This window comes from Aquibaculum arenosum, assembly GCF_029222965.1.
Lineage (GTDB): Bacteria > Pseudomonadota > Alphaproteobacteria > Kiloniellales > DSM-21159 > Aquibaculum > Aquibaculum arenosum.
Map to the genome: position 1 here is coordinate 131289 of NZ_JARHUD010000002.1, position 21820 is coordinate 153108.

At 63.9% G+C, this 21820-nt stretch carries 14 protein-coding genes; 4 read left to right on the plus strand and 10 right to left on the minus strand.

Annotated elements, in window-relative coordinates; genetic code table 11:
• Nucleotides 1–11 precede the first annotated feature (11 nt).
• Nucleotides 12–3701, plus strand: a complete 3690-nt coding sequence (locus P2G67_RS03565; RefSeq protein ID WP_275820097.1) for a PAS domain-containing protein — start codon at nucleotides 12–14, stop codon at nucleotides 3699–3701.
• 8 nt (nucleotides 3702–3709) lie between these two features.
• On the opposite strand, the gene P2G67_RS03570 is transcribed toward P2G67_RS03565, so the two are convergent.
• Genes P2G67_RS03570 through P2G67_RS03580 form a run of 3 tightly spaced genes read right to left on the minus strand, consistent with a single transcriptional unit; the run spans nucleotide 3710 to nucleotide 9517 of the window.
• Nucleotides 3710–5155, minus strand: coding sequence for an efflux transporter outer membrane subunit (locus P2G67_RS03570; protein WP_275820099.1), 1446 nt, complete (start codon nucleotides 5153–5155; stop codon nucleotides 3710–3712).
• The gene (locus P2G67_RS03575; protein WP_275820101.1) at nucleotides 5148–8288 is read right to left on the minus strand and encodes an efflux RND transporter permease subunit; all 3141 of its coding nucleotides are present in this window, start codon (nucleotides 8286–8288) and stop codon (nucleotides 5148–5150) included. Before P2G67_RS03575 ends, P2G67_RS03570 begins: the two co-directional genes overlap by 8 nt.
• Nucleotides 8288–9517 carry an efflux RND transporter periplasmic adaptor subunit gene (locus tag P2G67_RS03580; RefSeq protein WP_275820103.1) on the minus strand — a complete coding sequence of 410 codons (1230 nt, stop codon included), beginning with the start codon at nucleotides 9515–9517 and terminating at the stop codon, nucleotides 8288–8290. Before P2G67_RS03580 ends, P2G67_RS03575 begins: the two co-directional genes overlap by 1 nt.
• A 287-nt stretch (nucleotides 9518–9804) precedes the next feature.
• Between P2G67_RS03580 and P2G67_RS03585 the strand changes: the two genes are divergently transcribed.
• The gene (locus P2G67_RS03585) at nucleotides 9805–10416 is read left to right on the plus strand and encodes a TetR family transcriptional regulator (RefSeq protein WP_275820104.1); all 612 of its coding nucleotides are present in this window, start codon (nucleotides 9805–9807) and stop codon (nucleotides 10414–10416) included.
• Between the two features lie 14 nt (nucleotides 10417–10430).
• Here the strand turns inward: P2G67_RS03585 and P2G67_RS03590 are convergent, their stop codons facing one another.
• The gene (locus P2G67_RS03590) at nucleotides 10431–11033 is read right to left on the minus strand and encodes a GNAT family N-acetyltransferase (RefSeq protein WP_275820106.1); all 603 of its coding nucleotides are present in this window, start codon (nucleotides 11031–11033) and stop codon (nucleotides 10431–10433) included.
• 17 nt (nucleotides 11034–11050) lie between these two features.
• Nucleotides 11051–11995 (minus strand): homocysteine S-methyltransferase family protein, encoded by a 945-nt coding sequence (locus P2G67_RS03595; protein WP_275820108.1) that lies wholly within the window; start codon nucleotides 11993–11995, stop codon nucleotides 11051–11053.
• A gap of 268 nt (nucleotides 11996–12263) precedes the next feature.
• Here P2G67_RS03595 and P2G67_RS03600 point away from each other — a divergent pair, with 268 nt between their 5' ends.
• Entirely contained in the window at nucleotides 12264–14306 is a 2043-nt protein-coding gene (locus P2G67_RS03600) for an NADH:flavin oxidoreductase (protein WP_275820110.1), read from the plus strand.
• Between the two features lie 6 nt (nucleotides 14307–14312).
• Here P2G67_RS03600 and P2G67_RS03605 read toward each other — a convergent pair whose 3' ends face one another.
• The 4 genes from P2G67_RS03605 to P2G67_RS03620 are packed head-to-tail and all read right to left on the minus strand — an operon-like array spanning nucleotide 14313 to nucleotide 17848.
• Nucleotides 14313–14870: an ActR/PrrA/RegA family redox response regulator transcription factor gene (locus tag P2G67_RS03605; protein ID WP_275820112.1), complete on the minus strand. Its 558-nt coding sequence runs from the start codon at nucleotides 14868–14870 to the stop codon at nucleotides 14313–14315.
• On the minus strand, nucleotides 14867–16273 hold the full coding sequence (locus P2G67_RS03610; RefSeq protein WP_275820114.1) for an ActS/PrrB/RegB family redox-sensitive histidine kinase: 1407 nt from the start codon (nucleotides 16271–16273) through the stop codon (nucleotides 14867–14869). The genes P2G67_RS03605 and P2G67_RS03610 overlap by 4 nt, the downstream gene beginning before the upstream one ends.
• Before the next feature lie 58 nt (nucleotides 16274–16331).
• A complete protein-coding gene (locus tag P2G67_RS03615; RefSeq protein ID WP_275820116.1) occupies nucleotides 16332–16997 on the minus strand; it encodes a M48 family metallopeptidase in 666 nt (221 codons plus the stop codon).
• 50 nt (nucleotides 16998–17047) lie between these two features.
• The gene (locus tag P2G67_RS03620) at nucleotides 17048–17848 is read right to left on the minus strand and encodes a HAMP domain-containing protein (protein WP_275820119.1); all 801 of its coding nucleotides are present in this window, start codon (nucleotides 17846–17848) and stop codon (nucleotides 17048–17050) included.
• Between the two features lie 254 nt (nucleotides 17849–18102).
• Between P2G67_RS03620 and P2G67_RS03625 the strand changes: the two genes are divergently transcribed.
• Nucleotides 18103–19788 (plus strand): uracil-xanthine permease family protein, encoded by a 1686-nt coding sequence (locus P2G67_RS03625; RefSeq protein WP_275820121.1) that lies wholly within the window; start codon nucleotides 18103–18105, stop codon nucleotides 19786–19788.
• Nucleotides 19789–19842: 54 nt separating this feature from the next.
• On the opposite strand, the gene P2G67_RS03630 is transcribed toward P2G67_RS03625, so the two are convergent.
• Entirely contained in the window at nucleotides 19843–21711 is a 1869-nt protein-coding gene (locus P2G67_RS03630) for a uracil-xanthine permease family protein (protein WP_275820123.1), read from the minus strand.
• Nucleotides 21712–21820: the final 109 nt, after the last annotated feature.

A 21820-nucleotide genomic window follows, 5' to 3' on the forward strand; every position in this document is an offset into this window, starting at 1 on the left:
CGTGAGCGGCAATGCTTCAGAAGAACCCTCCCGGCTCGGCGGCAGCTGAAGGTCGATCCTTGCAGGCTTCCGACCCACGCGGAGCCGGCATAAGGATCTCTATCGCCTGGACGGCCCGCGCTGACGGCAGCGTCGATTACATCAGCCCGAACTTTTACGAGCTCATCGGTCGGACCGCCGCGGGGTACAGCCCTAGAACCTGGCTGGATGCTCTGCACCCCGATGACCAAGAACGCGGCAGAGAGGGCTGGCAGCAGGCCGTTGGCAGCCGTCAAGTCTATGCGGAGGAGCTTCGCCTGCAGCTTGGTGATGAGGGCACTCATCGCTCTTTCCTCTTCACCGCCCACCCAATGCTGGATGCGAACGGCAAGCTCACTCACTGGCACGGCAACGCCGTCGAACTGCGCCCACAGGCACAGTCCGCCCCGGCTTCCCGCCGGAGGCGGGACGCTCATGCCAAAGGTGCCGACACCGGAGATCGCAGCGAGCAGTTCGATGCCCTCTTGGACGCAGTGCCGGCACCAATCTGGGCCGCAGATGGCGATGGGCGCGTGTATTATGCCAATGGCATCCTCTTCGCCTGGCTGGGCTACACGCGCGAGGAGTTCGACCCACGCCACTGGCTTTCCCTGATCCATCCCGATGATCTCGACTGCGTCGAGCGCACTGCCAGGGAGGCCGTGCAAGCGGGCGAGAGCTTTGCCGTCGAGTTGCGCCTGCGTCAAGGTGACGGGAGCTATCGCTGGTACGTGGACACCGGAGCCCCGCTCAAGGACGAGAGGGGTCGGGTCCTCAAGTACTACGGCACCCTCACCGACATCGACCGTCTGAAGGCTGCCAGCGAAGCGCTGCGCGACAGCGAGGCACGCCAGCGGGCCATCATCGAGAATGAACCGGAGTGCGTGAAGCTCGTTGCCGCTGACGGCAAACTGCTCGACATAAACCCGGCGGGGTTACACCTGATTGAGGCAAACAGCCGCGAAGAGGTTGTCGGAACCATCGTTCGAGGTCTGGTGCATCCCCAGGATCGCGAGCGCTACAAGACGCTGCACCGAGAGGCTATGAACGGCCACACTGGCCAAGCATCCTTCCGGTTGATCGGTCTGAAGGGCACGACGCGCTGGATGTCGGCCCATGCCACACCGATGTATGACGCCAGCGGGCAGGTCTACGCGGTCCTGAGCGTCACCCGGGACATCACAGAGCAGCGCCATCTCGCCGAGCTGCGGGAGTTGGAAGCCAGCATTCTAGATGCGGTCAGCGCGGGCCTGCCCCTATCGGCAATCCTGGGAACCCTGACCGAGACCGTCGACCGGTTGCAGCCAGGGGTGCGCTCCTCCGTGCTGCTGGTCGAGGATGACCGGCTGCGCCACGGCGCCGCGCCCCATCTAACCGAAGCCTATAATCGTCTCGTGGATGGCCTGCCGGTGCGCGAAGGCGTCGGATCCTGCGGTACAGCCGCGGCCCGCCGCCGTCAGGTCGTGGTCGAAGACACGCAGACCAGTCCTCTGTGGCGAGACTATCGCGAGGTTGCGAAAGCGCACAACCTGGCTGCCTGCTGGTCGACGCCGGTGCTGGATGCTGAGGGTGCTGTGCTCGCCACCTTCGCCATGTACTACGATCACCCGTTACGCCCGTCATCCTCCGAGCAGGCCTTCATTGCGCGCATCGGTCAGTTCCTGCGGGTAGCAATTGAGCGCACACGTCAGCACCAGAGACTGCGGGAAAGCGAAGCAAACTTCCGATCGGTGTACGACCTGGTCCCTGTTTCCATCTGGGAGGAGGACTGGAGCGGTCCGATTGGCATTATCAAGCGCTTGCGTGACCAAGGGATCACAGATGTCGGCGCAGCGTTGCTGGCTGATGACGCCCTCATGGCAGAGGCCCTCTCGGGCACACGCGTGCTCAACGCGAACGCCACCGCAGTTTCCATGTTCGGTGCGAAGGATCAGGCACACCTCATGGAATCCTTCCCGATCGTGTTTGGCGGGGAGGTTACGCGCAAAGCCTTCATTAAAGGCATCGCCGCGCTGGCGAAGGGGGCGCGCGATTACGAGGCCGAAAACACACTGCACGACATCTCGGGCCGCCCTTTTGACGTCCTTGCACGCTTTTCCCTGCCCGACATCGACAAAGGCGAGACCCGGGTGCTGGTCACCGAAATGGACATCACAGAGCGCAAGTATGCCAATGACCGCTTTCGCGTGATTGCGCAGGCTACAAGCGACGTTGTTTGGGATCGGGAACTGCCCAACGGCAAGGTTTGGTACAGTGAGGGGATGCTCAACGTCTTCGGCTACCCGCCCGAGGCGCTCAGCAAGAGTGCCGAACTCTGGACGGACCTGATTCATCCCGAGGACCGCGAAAGGGTATTGGCAGCGGCGCAGGAGGCCTTCGGCGGAGGAAAACCCTATCGGGAGTTTTACCGGGTGGCCCGCGCCGACGGCAGCTGGGCGCATGTCCGTGATCAGGGTTTTCTATTGAATGACGCTTCCGGACGGCCGGTGCGCATGATCGGCAGCGTGGTCGACGTCTCGGAACAGCATAAGCTCGAGGAGCAACTGCGCGAGGCACAGCGCCTGGATGCCATCGGTCATCTCACCGGCGGCATCGCCCACGACTTTAACAATCTCCTGACCGTCATTTTGGGCAATGCGGAATTGCTAAGCGAAAGCCTCTCAGACAACCCGGAGTTGGCCCGGCTGGCAGACATGACGGGAACAGCCGCGCTGAAGGGCGCTGAGTTGACTGCGCGGCTGCTCGCCTTCGCCCGCAAGCAGCCGCTCAACCCCAAGGCGGTCGACGTCAACGCCCTCGTACGAGGCCTGGAGGAGATGCTACGTCGGACACTGGGCGAGCCGATCGAGCTCGAAGTGAATGCCGGCGCGGGCATTCCGGCTGCCCTGCTCGACGCCCCGCAGCTGGAAAGCGCGCTGCTCAACCTGTGCATCAATGCACGCGACGCCATGCCCAACGGCGGCCGCCTGACCATCGCCACAGAAAGCCGGCTGGTCGAAACCGAGGACGTACAGCAGCAGGGGCCCATGCCGGGAAACTATGTGCTGCTGACGGTCTGCGATACCGGCAGCGGCATGGATAGGTCCACACGCCTGCGCGCTTTCGAACCCTTCTTCACCACCAAGGACGTGGGCGAAGGCAGCGGTCTGGGTCTGTCGATGGTCTATGGCTTCGCCAAGCAGTCCAAGGGACATGTTGCACTCGATTCTGGGCTCGGCAAAGGCACCCAGGTACGCCTCTACTTGCCGGCCGCCGAGACCACCGAATTCGAGGAGACGGAAAGCAGGCTGCAAGGCTTGGCAGCCAGCACGAAGCGGCAGCGCATCCTCCTAGTCGAAGATGATGTTCTGGTGCGACACCATGTCGAACGCCAGCTCACAAGCCTGGGCTATGCCGTGACCTGCGCGGAGAACGGACCTGCCGCTCTCGATATCATCTGCAGCGGTGCCACCTTCGATCTGCTCTTCACCGACATCGTGATGCCGGGCGGAATGAGCGGAGACGATCTGGCGCAAGCAGCGCGCAAGCACCTGCCCCACCTACCCGTACTCCTGACGACGGGCTATTCCGAAGTGGCGTTGGCCCGAGCTGGCTCGAGTGACTGCGAGCTCGCCATACTGCCTAAGCCCTATCGCCTGCAGGACCTGGCGGCCAAACTGGGCGAAGTGCTCTCAGCCGCGTAAAGCCGGCGTCACTCTGCCTCAGCCTCAGCGATCTCCCCGGTCCAGCCGCCGCCCATGGCCTTGAAGAGGGTGGTGGTTGCGTTGAGCCGATCACGCTGAGCTTCCGTCAGCGCCAGTTCCGCTTCGAGCAGCGCGCGCTGCGCGTCCAGCACATCGATGAAACCGACAAAGCCCTCGCGATAGCGCAGCTCGGCCAGACGCAAGGTTTCCTGCAGCGCTTCCACCTGGCGCTGCAGCATTTCCATGCGCTCGCCCGTCGTATCATATGTGATCAGGGCGTCGCGCACTTCACGGAAGGCGGTGCGCAAGGTGATGCGATACTGCGTTTCCGCCTGGTCACGCCGGGCTTCTGCAGATTCCACACGTGCCTGTCCCCGACCAAAATCGAATATCGGGCCCAGCAAACCAGCGCCCACGCCACGTGTCGCAGACGCGGCGGTGAAGAGGTCACCGACGCTGATGGCTGCCGTACCCAGGAAGGCTGAAAGATTGAGCTGCGGAAAGCGCTCGGCCTCGGCCACCCCGATCAGGGCATTGTTGGCTACAAGACCGGCCTCCGCCGCGCGAATATCCGGCCGCCGGCGCAGGAGTTCCGACGGCACGACTGCCGGCACCCCTTCCGGCCGTGCGATGCCATTCAGGCTGCCCTCGCCAAAGTTCAGATTGTCGAACAGCTCCGCCGGCGTCATGCCCACCAGCGTGGCCAATGCACTTTCGAGGAGCAACACCTGTTCACGCTGCGCTGGCAAGCGGGCGCGCGTTGCTTGCAGTTCCGATTCCGCCTGACGCAAGGTCAGCGAGTCGGTTTCGCCATCGCGATAGCGCATGTCCTCCAGCGCGTAGGTACGCTCGCGTGCCTCCAACGCCCGCTCAACGATGCGCAACTGCTGCTGCGCCGCCCGAAGATTGAAGTAAGTGGCGACCACGTCAGCGACGACGTTAAGCCGTACGGCATCCCGGCTGAAGATCGACTCGTCGAGCAGCGCCGCAGCCGCTTCCTCTTCACGGGCGAGCCGACCCCAGAAGTCGACCTCATACCCGAGCGTGGCGGACAGGGAGTAGAAGTTCTCGGGACCGCCATCGATCGGGGTCCGGGAGGTCGCTTCCGACTGTCGCTCGCGCGCGGCCCTCCCCTGGCCCTCGAGCGTCGGCAAACGCTCGGCCCGAGCCAGTCCCAGTTGGGCCCGCGCCTCCTGTAGGCGCTGGACCTGTAAGCGGATGTCCAGGTTGTCGTCGAGCGCGCGCGCCACCAGAGCGTCGAGTTGCGGCTCCTCGAAGCGAGTCCACCAGTCGGTCCAGTCCTGCCGCTCCTCACTCGTGAGGAGCAGATGTGCCGGCCAGGAATCCGGCACCTCGACCACTGGCGCCTCATAGTCTGGCCCCATCGCACAGGCCCCGAGGGCGAAGAGCACCAGGGCCAGGGCTGCACCGCGACAAAACCGACGATCAACCATGTCCGGCCGCCTTGCTGCTCTCGCTCGCATCCACTCGCTTGCTCCCCCTGCGCAACCCATCGAGCAGCTTATAGAATAGCGGCACGAAGAGCAGGGCCAAAGAACTCGCTGCGAGCATCCCGCCCACGGAAACCGTGCCGATTTCCTGCCGACTGGCGGCACCGGCGCCCGTGGCCAGCATCAGCGGCAGCGTGCCGATGATGAAAGTCAGCGCTGTCATCATGATCGCTCGGAAACGCTGGCGTGCTGCAGTGCTGGCCGCTTCAGTCGCGCTGAGCCCCTCGCGCCGATTCTGCGCGGCAAATTCGACGATCAGAATGGCGTTCTTCGCAGCCAGTCCGATCAGCACCAGCAGCCCCACCTGGAAATAGACGTCATTGGGGAAACCCCGCAGCATCAAGGCTATGACCGCGCCGAACACGGCGAATGGCACGGCCGTCACCACGGCCAGCGGCAAGGTCCAACGTTCATATTGGGCGGCGAGGATCAGGAAGACCATCAGCAGCCCCAGTCCGAAAGCGGCTCCGCCCGCACCGGCAGCTGCATCGAGCTGGAAGGCCTCGCCGATCCAGCCGATCAGGCTGTTGCTGTCGAGCACCTGGGCGGCAACCTCTTCCATCACCACCTTGGCCTCGCCGCTGGTATAGCCCGGCGCCGGGTCGGCCAGTAGCTTGGCGGCCGGGAAGACGTTGAAGCGGTTGTTAATGTCGGCGCCGGCAGTGCGTTCCAGAGTCACCAGGGAGCTGAGCGGCAGCATGTCGCCGTAGGAGGAGCGCACGAAAACCCGTCGCAGGTCCTCCGGCTTGCTACGGAACTCACCCTCGGACTGCAGATTGACCTGCCAGTTTCGCCCGGACAGCGTGAAATCATTGACGTAGAGCGAACCGAAGGTGCTCTGCATGGCATCAAAGATCTCGTTGATCGGCACGCCGAGCGCCTTGGCTTTCTCCCGATCGACCTCCGCAGCAAAACGAGGAATGCCGGTGTTGAGGGTGGTCCGGACATTGATCAGTTCGGGCCGCTCGTTGGCTGCGGCGACCAGACGCTGGGCGATGGCCTCGATCTCGGCGGTTGTTGCGCCGCCGCGCACCTGCAGATAGCCCTCCACGCCGCCGGTGAGCGAAAGGCCCATGATCGGCGGCGGAATGAAGGAGATGACATTGGCCTCCTGAATGTCCGCGCCCATGCCCATGACGCGCCCAGCCATGGAGGCAGCGTCCTGCCCCGGTCCCTCGCGCTCACTCCAATCCGACAGATTGGCGAAGCCCACGCCGGCATTGGTCCGCAGCGATCCAGCGATGATGTCCCAGCCTGCGAAGGCGGTGAAGTCCTGGATCTCGTCCATCTCCAAGAGGCGACCGGCGACCTCGTCTCGCACCACCTCAGTGCGGGACAGAGCGGACACCGGCGGCAGTTCCACCATCACCAGGGCCACGCCCTGGTCCTCTTGTGGCACCAGTCCGTAGGGCAGCCGATCGAGCATCCACAGCGTGGCACCGACAACGCCGGCAAAGAGCAGGCAGCCAATGATCGCATGACGCAGCAGTCGGTCGACGGCCCAACCAAAGCCAGCAGTCAGACGATGGAAGCCCGCATTGAACCAGCGGAACGGCAAAGCGGGGCGCTTGGGCTGGCGGTCCAGCAACAGGGCGCACATGGCCGGGGTCAGGGTGACGGCGACAATGCCGGAGACCACCACGGAGACGGCGATGGTCACCGCGAACTGACGGTAGAGCTCACCCGTCAGTCCACCCAGAAAGGCAACCGGCGCGAAGACCGCCACGAGCACGAGGGTAGAGGACACAACCGCGCCCGCAACCTGGTCCATGGTGACCACGGCCGCATCGCGCGCACTGAGGCCACGCTCGCGCATCAAGCGATCCACGTTCTCCAGCACGATGATGGCGTTGTCCACCACGATGCCGATTGCCAGCACCAGGCCGAAGAGAGTCAGCAGGTTGACTGAGAAGCCCAGCGCAAGCATGCCGGCAAAGGTGCCGATCAGCGAAACCGGGATGGCCGCAACGGGAATGAGGGTTGCGCGGAAGTTCTGCAGGAAGAGATAGGTGACCAGCACCACCAGCAGCACGGCGAGCAGCAGCGTGACAAAGACTTCCCGGATCGAGATTTCCACGAACTCGGTGGTGTCGTAGGGCACCGCATAGCTCACGCCCTCGGGAAAGCGCCCCGACATCTCCTCCAGAGCGTCGTGCACAGCACTGGCCGTATCCAGAGCATTGGCGCCTGGCTGAAGGAAGATGCCCAGCGGCACTGCCGCTCGGCCGTTATAGGTGGCCGAGAAGGCATAATCCTGCGCGCCCAGCTCAGCGCGAGCCACATCGCCCAGGCGCAGCGTGCTGCCATCCTGGTCGGAGCGCAGAATGATGTTCTCGAACTCCTTGGCGTCGGCCAGCTGACCGCTGGTGGTCACCGCGAAGGTGAAGGCCTGGCCCTCCGGCGAGGGCTCTGCGCCCAATCGCCCGGCCGCAAACTGCGCGTTCTGTTCACGGATCGCGGCAGCAACCTCGCTGGGCGTCAGGTCGTACTGCGCCAGCTTGTCCGGCCGCAGCCAAATGCGCATGGAGTAGTCCTGCGCGCCAAAGAGCGAGGCATCGCCCACACCGGGAATACGCACCAGCTCATCCAGAATGTTCAACAGGGCATAGTTACTGATGAACAGCGGGTCGTAGGTACCATCCGGAGAGTAGAGTACCGGCACCATGAGAATGTTGGTGGAGCGAGCCTCGACCCGGACGCCCTGATCTCGCACCTGCTGCGGCAGGCGCGACATGGCTGCCTGCACGCGGTTGTTCACGTTGATCGCGGCCTGATCGGGGTCAGTGCCGATGTCGAAGGACACGGTCACCTGGATGCTGCCCGCGTCGGTGCTGCTGGATTCCAGGTAGATCATGTCGTCGACGCCGTTGATCTCCTGCTCCAGCGGCGCGGCAACGGTCTCTGACAGGGTATCGGCACTGGCACCGGGATAGCTGGCCTGCACCACCACCTGCGGCGGCACCACATCGGGATACTGCTCCACCGGCAGGTTGCGCAGCGCAGCGACACCGGCCAAAACGATGATGATGGAGATGACCGCCGAGAAAATGGGGCGGTCGATGAAGAAACGGAACATCAGCCGGCCTCCCCGGCATTCGCAGCACCGTCTGCCTCATCGGCATCGCCCGGGTCGCTAGCCACTTCGGGGGTCACCGGCGCACCATCCTGCAAGGCAACCTGGCCGTTGATCACCACACGATCACCTGCCTCCAGTCCGGAAAGGACAACTCGGCCATCGGCCACCAGCGGACCCAGCTCTACGATGCGCGAACGCGCAGTGTCCTCTTCATCGACCACAAAGACCTGCGGCCCTTGTGGCCCCTGCCCGACCGCAGATTCCGGAACCACGATCACATCATCGAGTGTGTGCAACAGCATGCGCACGCGCACGAACTGTCCCGGAGCCACCTCGCCCTCGGGATTGTCGAACACCGCGCGGGCCAGAACGGTGCCGGTGTTGGGGTCCACCGTGCTTGCGGTGAAGTCGATCTCACCTATCCGGGAGTACTCGCTGCCGTCGGGCAGGAGCAACCGAGCCTCGCGGCGATATTGCTCCCCATTCCCGTTGGACATGGCCTGCAGGGCCGTGTGCTGCAGAGCCGCATCGCTTTCGGGCAGGGCAAAGCGGACATGCACTGGGTTCCGCTGCACGATCTCGGTCAGCAGAGTGCCCCGACTCACCAGAGTACCCTCTGACTGCGCCTCCAGGCTCGTGACACCGGCGATCGGTGCTTCCACCTGGGTGTAGCCCAGTTCCAGCTCAGCCCGCTGCAGCCCAGCATCGGCAGCAGCCAGGGCAGCCTTGGCGACTTCAAGGCGAGCGCGTGACATGTCGCGTTCACGTTCGCTGATCGCATTGCGATCGAAAAGCCGAGCAATGCGCTGCCAGTCACTTTCAGCCTGACGCAGATCGGCCTGAGCGGTTTCACGCTCCGCTTGCGCCGCAAGCACCGCAACCTCGAAGGGCTTGGGATCGATGCGGAACAGCGGTTCACCCTGCGACACCACCGAACCTTCGTCGTAGAGGCGCTCTTCCAGAATGCCGTCAACGCGCGCACGCACCTCCACCTGGCGTGAGGCTCGCACCCGGCCGGCATAGTCGGAGTAGACATCGGCTGAGGTCGACTCGACCGGTAAGACGGTCACGCTCGGCGGTGGTCCCTGCGGCGGACCTCCGGCTCCCGCGCCTTCGTCCGGCCCACCCGCATCACAGGCTGCGAGCCCCAGCACCAAGACAATCACGGCAAGTGGCACGAGCCTGCCCCGGCGACCGAGCCGCGGCGTAAAGGGAAAATGAGCCGGCATGTTTCAACTCTCCGAGCGATGGCCGTACCACGCTGGGCCGGCAAAAAACTATGACTTGATGGGCGGAAGCGCGAAGCCTGCAGTCAGGACCAAGGGACCGCACAGGCAGGATCCCTTCTGCCTGTGCACGACCCACCAACCCATAGCAAACCTGCCCCAGCTTGCGAGGCGCCGTCTGCAGGTTTATATACATTCATGAACGTTTGTAAACAAGAAGGGCTGGTCATGCTTTGTCATTTTAGGCTCGGCCACATCTCGCCGTCCGAGGCTTATGGGGTGCCTGAGAAGTGAGGCGTACCAAAGCCGAAGCACAGGCCACGCGCGAAGCGATCTGCGCGGCCGCGCTGGATGTTTTTTATGATCGCGGTGTCGCCTGCACAACCCTTGAGCAAATCGCCCAGGCTGCCGGCGTCACCCGCGGCGCGATCTATCACCATTTCCGCAACAAGGCGGAACTCTTCGAAGCGATCCATCAGCAGGCCGTTCTGCCGATGCAGGACGTAGCCAACGCCATCTTTGCCGATGATGGTCCGAATGCCTTGCAGCGTTTAGAGTGCTTCTGCGTGCAATCACTGCTGCGCCTGCATAAAGATGCAGAGGTCCGCCGACGCTTCGCAGTCGTTCTGTTGAAGTGCGAATCGACGCCCGATACCGAAGCCCTGCTCGCCCGCATGCAGGCGGCCAAGGGAGAAAGCACACAACGTCTGGCGGCCTTCTTTACTCGTAAACTGAAGCGAGGGGTCCTGCCGCCCGAGTCCGATCCACGCCTGCTGGCCCTTGGCCTGCACGACTACATGACCGGCCTTTTCACCGGCTATCTGCGCTCACCGGGCAGCTATCGAATGCCGGAAGACGCGCACAGCTTGGTCCGGCACTACTTCGCACCGCTTCGGGCGTAGTTCCCAAGGCTTCTTCACGACAAGCTGCGACCCAGCAGGACGGCATTGCCTTCGCTGTAGTGGAGGCTCGGGTGCGGCACGATGGGGCGGCGGTCCAGTTCGCGATAGTTGCGCCGCCGATAGAACGTCATGGCCCGTTCATTTCCATCAAAGCAGATAAGTGACATGCGGCCCAGCCGGCGCGCCGTCTCGGAGTCCTCGGCTGCGTCCATCAAGGCTGCACCTACCCCCTGACTGCGGTATGGCTCGTAGATCGCCAAGCCTGAGACATACAGCGATCCCGGATCCTCCAGTTCCGAATAGGGATGCAGCACCGGGTCCTCCTCGACCTCACCCGGTTCGCGCGGCGTCATCTCGAAAGCGTGGAGCATGCCCAGTATCTCCTCGCCGCGTTTTGCGATGAGACAGTTTTCATAGGAGAAGGGCACACCGCTGCGGGCATAGCGCGCCCTGCCCACCTCCTCCAGGGCCTGACCCGGCTGCGCCATGGCGCTCCAGATGTAGCTTGCCATGCCATCGGAGGAGATCAGGAAAAGCTCGGCAATGGCGCCAGCATCTTCCTGAACTGCTGGACGAATTTTGAGCGCACTTTTTTGAACCGAACTCTGCTCAACCATAATTGAAGCTCCATTGCCTATGTCGCACCGAGACAGGCACGGCCGATTGCCTCGATGTGGCGGTGATCAGTGCCGCAGCAGCCACCGAGCACAGTGATCTGCGGGAAGCGTCGGCAGAGCCCGGCATAGTCCTCTCCCAGTTCGAGCGGATCGCCGGCATCCAAGTCTTCCGCCTGATCCAGTTCAGCGTGGCTGCGCTTGGAGGCATTGCAGCGCAGACCACGAATCCGCCCCGTCCAGGGCGCGTCTTCCAAGGTGCCCGCGAAGTGGCTGGGGTGGGCACAGTTGACCATGTAGTAGACTGGCCCCTGCCCCGTTGCCGCATCCACCGCCTCAATGGCTTCACCCAAGCTCTCTCCGGTGGGCAGACGACCATCGGTTTCGGTGGTGAAGGAAACTGCGACCGGCAAGCCCTCCGCTTGCGCGGCCCGGACCAGCCCGATCGCCTCGGGCGTATTGGTCATGGTGATCGCCGTGGCCATGTCGGCCCCGCTTTTGGCAAAGACCCGCATCTGGTGGGCGTGGTAGGCTTGGGCCACTTCAGCCGTCATGACCTGGCCTGGATCGTAGCCATCGCCGCGCGGCCCCAAACACCCACTCACCACCATGGGCGAGGTTTCGCTCTCCAGTTCATTGCGAAGGTCGACCAACATTTCGATCGCCTGTCTATTGGCTTCCTCCAGCTCTTCCGGCGAGTAGCCCAGCTTCTCAGCCCAGTCGGGGCTGGCTCGCCAGGTGGCACTCTCCAGAACGAAGCCGGCTTTCTTGTCCAAGGCGATTTCAGCGTGCTGTCGGAAATAGCGGCGCAGCGTCTCGTGCCCGGCCTCGTCGCGCAGCAGCGTGAAGGCTGCGAAGTATGGTAAGTCCAATCCATCATGAAAGATCAGCGTGGTCTCGAGACCTGCGTCCGTCAGAAAGGGTACGCTCTTGGTTTGCGGCAGCTCTGCACGGTACTTTGCCATGGTCGCTCTCCCTGTTTGCAAAATAGGGAATAAGCGAACGAGCTTGCGGCACCCGCGCCCTGCGTCCGCTGACGCCCTGTTTCTGTGTGTGAAGGCGGCGGACTATAGGCAGAGTTCATACGATGTTGCGGACCATAAATGGGGGTTAACAAGAGCGCGAATGTGGTAGCGGCTATGCCTGTTCTCCGAACGACTTCGGCATGGACAAGCGAGAAAGGCTCAGAATAGCTGTTGGGAAACTGTTCACGCGAAAGGCACCGGCAAGCCCATGTCCAATGATCCCCTCCTCCAGCCTTACCGCTTGAAGCATCTCACGCTGCGCAACCGCCTCATGGTGACGGCCCACGAGCCCGCCTATTCCGAGGATGGTCTGCCGAAGGATCGCTATCGGCTGTATCACCTGGAGCGGGCCAGGGGCGGTGTGGCGCTGACCATGACCGCCGGCTCTGCCGTGGTCTCGCCCGACTCGCCCGAGGCTTTCGGCAACCTGCACGCCTACAAGGACGAGATTGTCCCCTGGCTGCGCCGCCTCGCCGACGACTGCCACGAGGCCGGTGCCGCGGTGATGATCCAGATCACGCATCTGGGCCGCCGTACCGCCTGGAACCAAGGACACTGGCTGCCAGTCCTGGCCCCCTCGCCCATCCGCGAGCCGGCACACCGCTCTTTCCCCAAGGAGGCCGAGGACTGGGACCTCGAGCGCATCCTTCGCGACTATGCCGCCGCAGCACAGCGGATGCAGGAAGCCGGCCTCGACGGTATCGAGATCGAGGCCTATGGGCACTTCATGGACGGCTTCTGGTCACCGGCAACCAATCGCCGCCAGGATGACTATGGCGGCAGCCTCGACAATCGACTGCGTTTCACGCACCAGGTGCTCGACGCCGTGCGTGCCGCCGTGGGACCGGAGTTCATCGTGGGCCTGCGCCTTGTTGCCGATGAAGACTGGCGCAAAGGTTTGAGCCGACAGGAAGGCGTTGAGATCGCCCAGCGCCTGGTGGCCGGCGGCCAGATTGACTTCCTGAACGTCATCCGCGGGCACATCGACACCGATGCCGCCCTGGCGCGTGTCATTCCCGTTCACGGGACCCCTGCCGCCCCGCATCTGGACTTTGCCGGCGAGGTCAGGACAGCGACCCGCTTCCCGGTCTTCCACGCTGCACGCATCAACGACGTGGCCACGGCCCGCCATGCCATCGCCGAAGGCAAGCTGGACATGGTGGGTATGACCCGCGCCCACATCGCCGATCCGCACATCGCACGCAAAGTCGCAGAGGGGCGAGAGCAGGAGATCCGTCCCTGCGTCGGCGCGACCTACTGCCTGGATCGCATATACGAGGGGCGCGAGGCCTTATGCGTCCATAATGCCGCCACCGGCCGCGAGGCCAGCATGCCCCATGTTATCCGCCCCAGCGACGGCCCCAAGCGCAAGGTGGTGGTGGTCGGCGCCGGGCCGGCCGGTTTGGAGGCGGCTCGGGTCGCCGGCGAGCGCGGTCACAACGTGGTGGTGATGGAGGCTGCGGACCAGGCCGGCGGACAGGTGCGCCTGGCCGCCCGCAGCCGTCGTCGCAGCGAGTTGATCGGCATCATCGACTGGCGCCTGGAACGCTGCGCGGCTGCCGGTGTGGAACTGCGCTACAACCTGCTGGCCGAGGCTGCGGACGTGCTGGCCGAGAACCCGGATGTCGTCGTCCTTGCCACCGGCGGCCTGCCCAACAGCGAGAGTCTTGAAGCCGGCAACGACCTGGTGGTGTCGAGCTGGGATATTCTGTCCGGAGATGTCAAACCCGGCGCAGAGGTGCTTCTGTTCGATGACAATGGCGCCCATCCCGGCTTGCAGGCTGCCGAGACCATTGCCGAGGCCGGTGGACGTTTGGAACTGGTCACCCCTGAACGTTTTTTCGCGCCGGAGATCGGTGGCCTGAACCACGCCCACTACGCCGAGGCCTTTCAACGCAAGGACGTGCGCATCACCATCGCCCGGCGCCTGCTGTCGGTCACCCGCGAGGGCAACCGGCTCTCAGCCCGGCTCGGCAGTGACTACGGTGATGACATCGAGGACATCCGGCAAGTCGATCAGGTGGTGGTCGAGCACGGCACCCTGCCCTTGGATGAGCTCTACTTCACGCTGAAACCGGACTCTCGCAACCTAGGGGCCATGAACCAACAGGCGCTGATCGCCGGGCAGCCCCAGAAGGAAGTCCGCAACCCGGAAGGACGCTTTGAACTCTACCGCATCGGGGATGCCGTGGCGTCGCGAAACATCCACGCCGCAATCTACGACGCGTTGCGGCTCGCCAAGGATTTCTGAGCAGGTTCAGCCCTTGGGCGCGTACTTGGCCAGGATGCGCTGGAGGGTGCGACGGTGCATCCGAAGCTGACGTGCGGTCTCCGAGACATTGCGGTCGCACTGCTCGTAGACGCGCTGGATGTGTTCCCAGCGCACACGGTCCACAGTCATGGGTTGCTCCGGGGGCGGCGGTAGGGAGCCTTCTTCCGCCAACAGAGCCGCTTCGATCTGGTCGGCATCGGCCGGCTTGGGTAGGTAATCGGTTGCCCCCACCTTCACCGCGGCGACCGCGGTGGCGATGTTGCCGTAACCGGTCAGCACGATGATGCGGGCGTCGCTCTTCAGATCGCGCAGCGCCTGCACCACGTCGAGGCCACTTCCATCGCCCAAGCGGAGGTCTACGACAGCATAGTCCGGTGGACTGCGGCGGGCGCTCTCCACGCCCTGCTCGACCGAGAGCGCCACGTCGACGGCGAAGCCACGTCGTTCCATCGCGCGGGCAAGACGCTGCGCGAAACGCTCATCATCATCGACGATCAGCAAATGGCGGCTTCCCGGGGGGCGCTGGGCGGCATTCAGGCTCATGTATCTTCACTCCTGATCCTAAGATGTGCCAGCGGCAGATGGATGACAACCTTCGCCCCACCGGCCGCGCGATTGCCAAAGGACACACTGGCACCGACATGCGCCAGTAGATTGCGGGCAATGAAGACGCCGAGTCCCATGTGCGCATCGCTCTGCGTGTCCCGGCCATGGTCCCGGCGTGGCGACTGGCCGGCCTTGGCCGAACCATCCGCAATCGCGGCACTGCGGCGGCCACGGCTGCCCGTTGACACATAAGGCTCGCCCAGCTCACCGAGCACGGCCTCGTCAAAGCCCGGCCCATCGTCGCAAATGGTGAGGCGTGCCTGCACGTCGTCCCACCCGATCTCGACCGTCACCTCGCTGTGCGCAAACTGCAGCGCATTCTGCAACAGCGTGCCCAGGCCATGCAGCAGTTCCGGCAGACGTGGCACGCTGGGCTGCGCTTCCTGCGGGCCCTCGAACTGCAGCCGCAGCGCTATTCCAGGATGGGCATGCGGCTGGGCTGCCGCTTCCACCAAAGCCGACAACGGCAGACGATGGTAGGGCGTGTCCTCGTCTTCGTCCGGACGGTTGGCCAGCTCGGCCAGGATGCGCCGGCACCGCTCCGCCTCACTGCGCAACAGGGCCGTGTCCTCGCGCAAAGGATGCTCCGGGGGCAGAGTCTCCGGCAGTTCATGCTCCAACTCACGCGCCACCACGGCGATGGTTGCCAGCGGGCTGCCCAGTTCATGGGCCGCCGCCGCGGCCAGTCCGCCCAAGGCCGACAGGCGCTGTTCGCGTGCCAGGGCCAATTGCGTGGCCCCCAGGGCATCGGCCATGCGTCGGGCTTCCAGGGCCAGCGAGGAGACATAGGCGGCAATGAAGACCACCGCCAGGATGAGCGAGACCAGAATCCCGGCCACATAGAGCTGCGGCACCTCCAGCCCGGCCCCACCCCAGGGCAGCGGCAGGCGCAGGACCGCCAAAGCGGCGATGCCTGCAACCGCGAGCACGGCCAGCAAAACCGTACTGCGCCGCGACAGAGTGGCCGCAGAGACCACCACCGGCGCCAGGATCAGAACAGAGAAGGGATTCTGTAGACCACCGGTCAGGCCCAGCAGCACCAAAAGCTGCAGCAGATCGCAAGCGAGATAGACCCGAGCCGCACTGTCCCGCAACCAGATCGCCCCGCGGTGCCGCAAAGCCGTCACGAGATTGAGCAAGGCCAGGGCCCCGATGGTCGCTGCCACCGGCACCAGCGGCACATCGAAATCCAGCCCAGCCTGTACCGCCACCACGGCCACCACTTGGCCCAACACCGCGATCCAGCGAATGAAGATCAGGGTGCGCAGGCGCAACCGGCTGCCCGGGTAGATCAGTGGCAGGGGCGCCGGAGCGGTGGAAGCGGTGACCCGGGGTTCCATGAGATAACTATCTCGCCCGGACTCCCACTCCTGGCAAGCCTTTGCTTTCCCTCCGCCTTCAGCCGTAGCGCAGCAGGCGCGGCCCTTCGTGGCGCAGCCAAGCCCGCCCCTCACGGACGTGCGGCGACAGGGCGGCGTTGAGACGCCAGAACGCCGGGGAGTGATCCATGTGCACCAAGTGGGCCACTTCGTGGGCCACCACATACTCCAGGACCAAGCGTGGCGCGAAGATCAAACGCCAGGAGAAACTGAGATTGCCGGTCGAAGAACAGCTCCCCCAGCGACTGACTGTATCACGCACCGACACACGGCCGAGGGCCCGCGCTCCTTTGGGCAATGCCTCTGCCAGCTCGCGGGCTTGTGCGGTCATATGACTTCGCGCTTCGCGGCGCAGATGATCGTGCAGGCGTCGCGACAGATGCTCGGCCTGCCCGCTCACGTAGAAGGCTCCCTCTTCCCGCCAGACACCGCCTCTGGCGCGCGGCACATGCCGTATCTCATGAAGGTCACCCAGGAAAGGAATCTGGGTCCCGTGCCCAAAGGGAACGCGCGGCGGCAGATGGGACAGCCGCGCTCGGACCCACTTCTCCTGGCGCCGGGCGAAGCCCATGCCCTCCTCCGGCTTCACACCGGGCGGCAAAGTCAGCACCAGGGCTCCCTCCGCCGGCGCCAAGCGCAGCGTGATGCGCCGGGCGCGAGCGGAGCGGCGGAGGCGCAATGGCACCTCAGTGTCCCCCAGTGTGAGGACAGTGCTTTCGCTTTCCTCCAAAACTCTCATCCCGGAGTACGCGGACCGCCTTCGACCGGGTCCTCATCCTTCTGCTCCCGCTGGCCCTTCTCCGCAGAACGGTCCATCTCGAAGCCAAGGTGATCCAGAGCCTGCACCAGGCGCAGGACCACACGCGCGAGGCGCCCGATCTCGTCACGCCGGTCGATCAACGACGTGATGCTGGCCGTGTTGAAGCGACCGCTTTCCAAGCGGTCGGCAACGGCTGCCAACCGTCCGATCGGGCGCGCGACCTGACCAGTGAGCACAGCCGCCGCAATCAACCCCAGCAACACGGAGAGCGCCAAGGCGAGGCTGGCGAAGAGCCACTCGTAGCGGTTGCCGATCACCAGAACTTCTTTCGGTAGACCCACGCCCAGCACAAAGTGGGAGTTCCCGCTGCTGTCCACCAGTGGCGCGAAAACATAGAAGGCGTCGGGCAACGTGATCACGTGCAATACGGGTTGCCGAATAACTCTCTCAAAGGGCGCTGCCCCGAAGACGGCAAAAGCCCCCTCCTCTTCCAGCCCCGGGGGCGTCAACTCGACAAGCGGCTCGGAATGCTGATTCGCGACGGTGACGGCAAGCAAGCGCCCCGTGTCCATGATCTCCTGCGCGCGCTGTCTCAGCAGTTCGATGCCTTCCGGCCCCTCACCGGCCTCGAAGGGGGCGAAGGCGATGGCATGGGTGATGAGCCGCGCGATGCTGGTTGCCTCATGATGCGCCTCGGCTTCCGCCTGCCGCTGATTCACCAGCATGTAAGCACCGATGGCTATGGCCGCGGCCGCCAGAGCGATGCTGGTCCCCATGATCCAAAGACGTAGGAAGAGATTCAATGCCGTGGATCTCGCGACGTCGCAGCAAAAGTTCGACGAATCATTGATTGGTTACGCCGCTCGACGGTTGAACATAGGCATGGGCCCGCTTGCGGGTTAATCTTGGAGCCAAGAGTCGTTGACCGCAAGCAAAAGGGGCAAGGGCCATCGCCACTGTCAGTCCGGTTCGCCGCCCGAGAACCCTAATCTACAGGCGTCGCGACATCCCGCCGGCTGCAACGCTGGCGGTGCTCGCCCTGCAGCATGCCGCTCTTGTGGCGATCTTCCTGATCGTCGCCGTAACGGTTGCACGCATGGCGGGTCTTGATGCGGAATCGGGGCGGAATTTTCTCGCGCTGACCATGGTGGCCGGTGGGCTGGGCGCCATCCTGCAGGCGCTGGCTTGGCGCGGCATGGGTTCCGGTTACCTCGTACCCCCCACCACCACGACCATCTTCCTGCCGGCAGCAGGCAGCGCTCTGGCAGCAGGTGGATTGCCCCTGCTGTTTGGCATGATGGTCTACAGTGGCCTGGTGACCGCGGTCCTGTCGCGCTTCATCCATCGCCTGCGCCCCATCTTTCCCGCGGAAATCGCTGGCTTCGTGGTGCTGATGGTGGGACTCAGCGTGGTGGTCCTCGCCATGCGGAACTTTCTGGGGGTCGGCCTGCCCCACGGGGACGCAAGCAGCAGCGTCCTTATCGCCGGCTTCGCCCTCACCTGCATGGTCGCGCTGAACGTCTGGGGATCAGCACAGTTGCGGCTCTACAGTTCTCTCCTGGGAGTGGGCATTGGCTGCATAGCCGCTTTGGTCGCGGGCGGTTTCGGCCATCGCGAACTGGCCGCGGTCGGTGAGGCGCCCTGGATCGCTCTGCCGCGCCCCTTTACGATGGGCCTAGCGTTCGATGCCGCCTTGCTTGTGCCTTTTACCATTGCTGCACTGGCCATCGCACTCAATGCGCTTGGTGCAATAACCGCGGCCCAAAAAGTGGAGGATGCCGACTGGAAGCGTCCTGAGATGGGATCGCTTGGCCGCGGCATCATGGCCGATGGCACCACGAACGTGGTTGCGGGCCTGCTCGGCGGCTTCGGGCAGGCTTCCACTTCGGGCGCTGTCGGTCTTTCAGAAGCAACCGGCGCCAACAGCCGCGTGATCGCTTTCGTGCTCGGCGGCCTGCTGATCCTCGTGGCCTTCCTGCCGAAGATCGGCGCCTTTCTCTTGGCCATGCCTGCGCCGGTGGTGGGCGCTGCCCTGACCTTCTCCGGCTGCTTCCTCATCACCTCCGCCATCCAGATGATCGCCTCGCGCATGCTGGATGCGCGCAAGACCTTCGTGCTGGGCATCGCCTTCTCGCTGGGTGTGGCGGCCTTCGTTTTCCCGGAGCACTTCGAGGGCGCGCCCGACTGGCTGCAGCCCTGGGTCGGTTCACCACTGTCGATCTCGGTAGCAACGGCCGTGCTGCTGAATCTCATTTTCCGCTTCGGCGTCTTTCAGCGCAACGCCATCACTCTGGACAGCCACAGCATTGACCAGCGCCAGCTTGCGGAGTTCATCGCCAGCCAAGGCGCCCTCTGGGGTGCACCCCAGGATCTGGTCTATCGGACCGAGTTCATGACCATCGAGGCCATCGACGCCCTGGTGGACCATGGCTTGGTGCAGGATGCGGTGAAGGTCAGCCGGCAACAACCGCCGGTCTCGATCCCCGGCGGGCTGATCGGCCTGTCGACCCGCTTTGACGAATTCAGCCTGCAGGTCACCATCACCTATCGCGGCGTCCTATTGGAGCCGAGCGACAAGCGCCCCAGTTCCGAAGAGGTCTTGGAAGAGGATGGTCAGCTTCGGCTTGCCCGCTACATGGTCGGCCGCGCCGCTGACCGCGCCAAGGCCGAGCGCCAGGGTGATCTCTGCGTTCTCACCCTCACGCTCCAGAATTAGGGCCGGGCCCCGCGATCGGCACCGCTTCACGCTACGACTGGGAGCGCGCCCGGCTCAATGCTCAAAGTGCAGCGTCAGCCTCTGGCTCTCGCCCTCGCTTCTCTGAGTCATGCGGTCCGCATAGCGTCTTATGAGAAACCCGGCGAGACGCGCGAAGCTTTGATCGTCGTCCATGATCGCATCAAAATCCGGGCGCTCCGCTGGCGTCTCGAGCGGCCGACCACGCCAGCGAAAGACGACATCGAGATTGAACTCATCAAAGCGGGCGCCGAGTTCGATTTCGTGCTCGGCCAGCCCGTGCTCGCGCAAGGTTTCCAGCGTTTCAGCCGCCGCATGTGCCGCCCGCCCGATAACCTCTCGCCGCGCCCCCCAAATGTCGCCCTGTCGTCCCAGGAACGACTGCGCAAACTCATAGGCATCGACCTGCATCGGAACGGGAAGTGAAGCCTGTTGCGCGATGCCGATCCTAAACAAGAGGTTGAGGCCAATGGCAGCGAGCGCTGCGACAGCCAGTTCCGAGCGGAACAGTGGCGCCAGCCAGGGCGGCAGATTGTCGTAGACCCCGGGCAGCAAAACGACGCTGAGCCCAAGCAAGATGGAGAGCCCCACGGTGAAGATGCGCCGCTCGCTCAGCATGCGTGACAGGATCAAGTCCATGCCGGAAACCATCATGTAGGCAGAGGTATAGACCATGATCGCACCAATCACCGGCGGCGGTATCAGCGCCAGGGCCGTCACCACCTTCGGCATGAAGACCGCAAGCAGTAAGAGGATGCCAGCGGCAAGCGCGATCACCCGGGAGGTTGCACCACTGGCAAAAGACAGGCCTACGTGGGCCGAAGAGACACCCATGGCGCTGCCGCCCAGCGCGCCCGCTGACATGTTACCCACCGCATTGGCCTGAAGTCCGCCGCTGGCGCTTCGCAGGTGCATTCGTTTCCAGTCAGCATCATTCAAGCGCTGTATGCTGACCAGAACACCAAGGTTGTCGACACTGTTAACGATCGCCATGAGCGCGAAGAGCGGAAGCAAGACCAACTCGAACTTCCAGGTGGGCAAAGCCAAGCTCGGCAAGCCCAGAATTGATGCCGCGGCCAATCTTTCGCTAGCCATCGGCTCAAAAAGGCCGAGGAGCAGGCAGAGTCCCGTTCCGACCAGAAGGCCAAAGACGAGGGCAAAGAGCTTCAGAGCACCGCGGCCGAAGATCGCCACCAGCACCATGGTCGCGAGCGTTGCCCCTGCTACCGCCAAATGCTGATGATCAACGCTGGTTCGGTGCAACGGCTCGAGGGTCCCGCCTGTGAAGCGGATGAGCGCGGGACTGGCCAATGACACCCCCAGCATGAACACCACGACGCCACAAACCTCGGGGGGAAGCAGGCGGCGCAGGCGATGCAAAATGCGCGCCAAACCGGACTCCAGCAGACCAAGGATGAAGGTCATGCTGGCAATTAAGCCAACGCCGCCGATGGACCCAGCTTGGATCATTGCCGGGAGCATGACCGGCGTTGGGATAAGCACCGCGAGTTCACCGCTGCCCATGGGAGGCTGCCTGGACTGCAGCAAGGTCGCAATGGCGATGGCAAGCAGGCTGGAAGCCAGAAGTCCGCTGGTTTCCGCAGAGGTGAGGCCAAGCTCCTGCGCGACCACCACAGGGTAGATCATGAACATGATCGCGAGACCTGCGTGCTGAAGGCCCAGCACGAGCAATGTCGGCGCGGGCGGCCGTTCCTCCACTGCGTAACTCAGCCAAGTGGGCCTACGTGCCAAGTATCTGTAGTTCCTAAGTTTTTGACTTCTGGCAGCCACATCCGACCGAATGGGCGCTTTTATAATGCATAATCCAGCGGCGGATTGTGAACGCTTTTCTGGGCTTGGTTTGCCCTCTCTGGGGCCGTCCTCACACTCATCGACCGCCCGCATTGCCTTTCCGGTTGCCGTGAGCACGCGGCTCTGAAACCATAATCAGGAAAGAGTGGCTGCCCGGATGCGCGAGCGGGCCACTGCCGCCCCAGCGCGCCTCCCGGCCTGC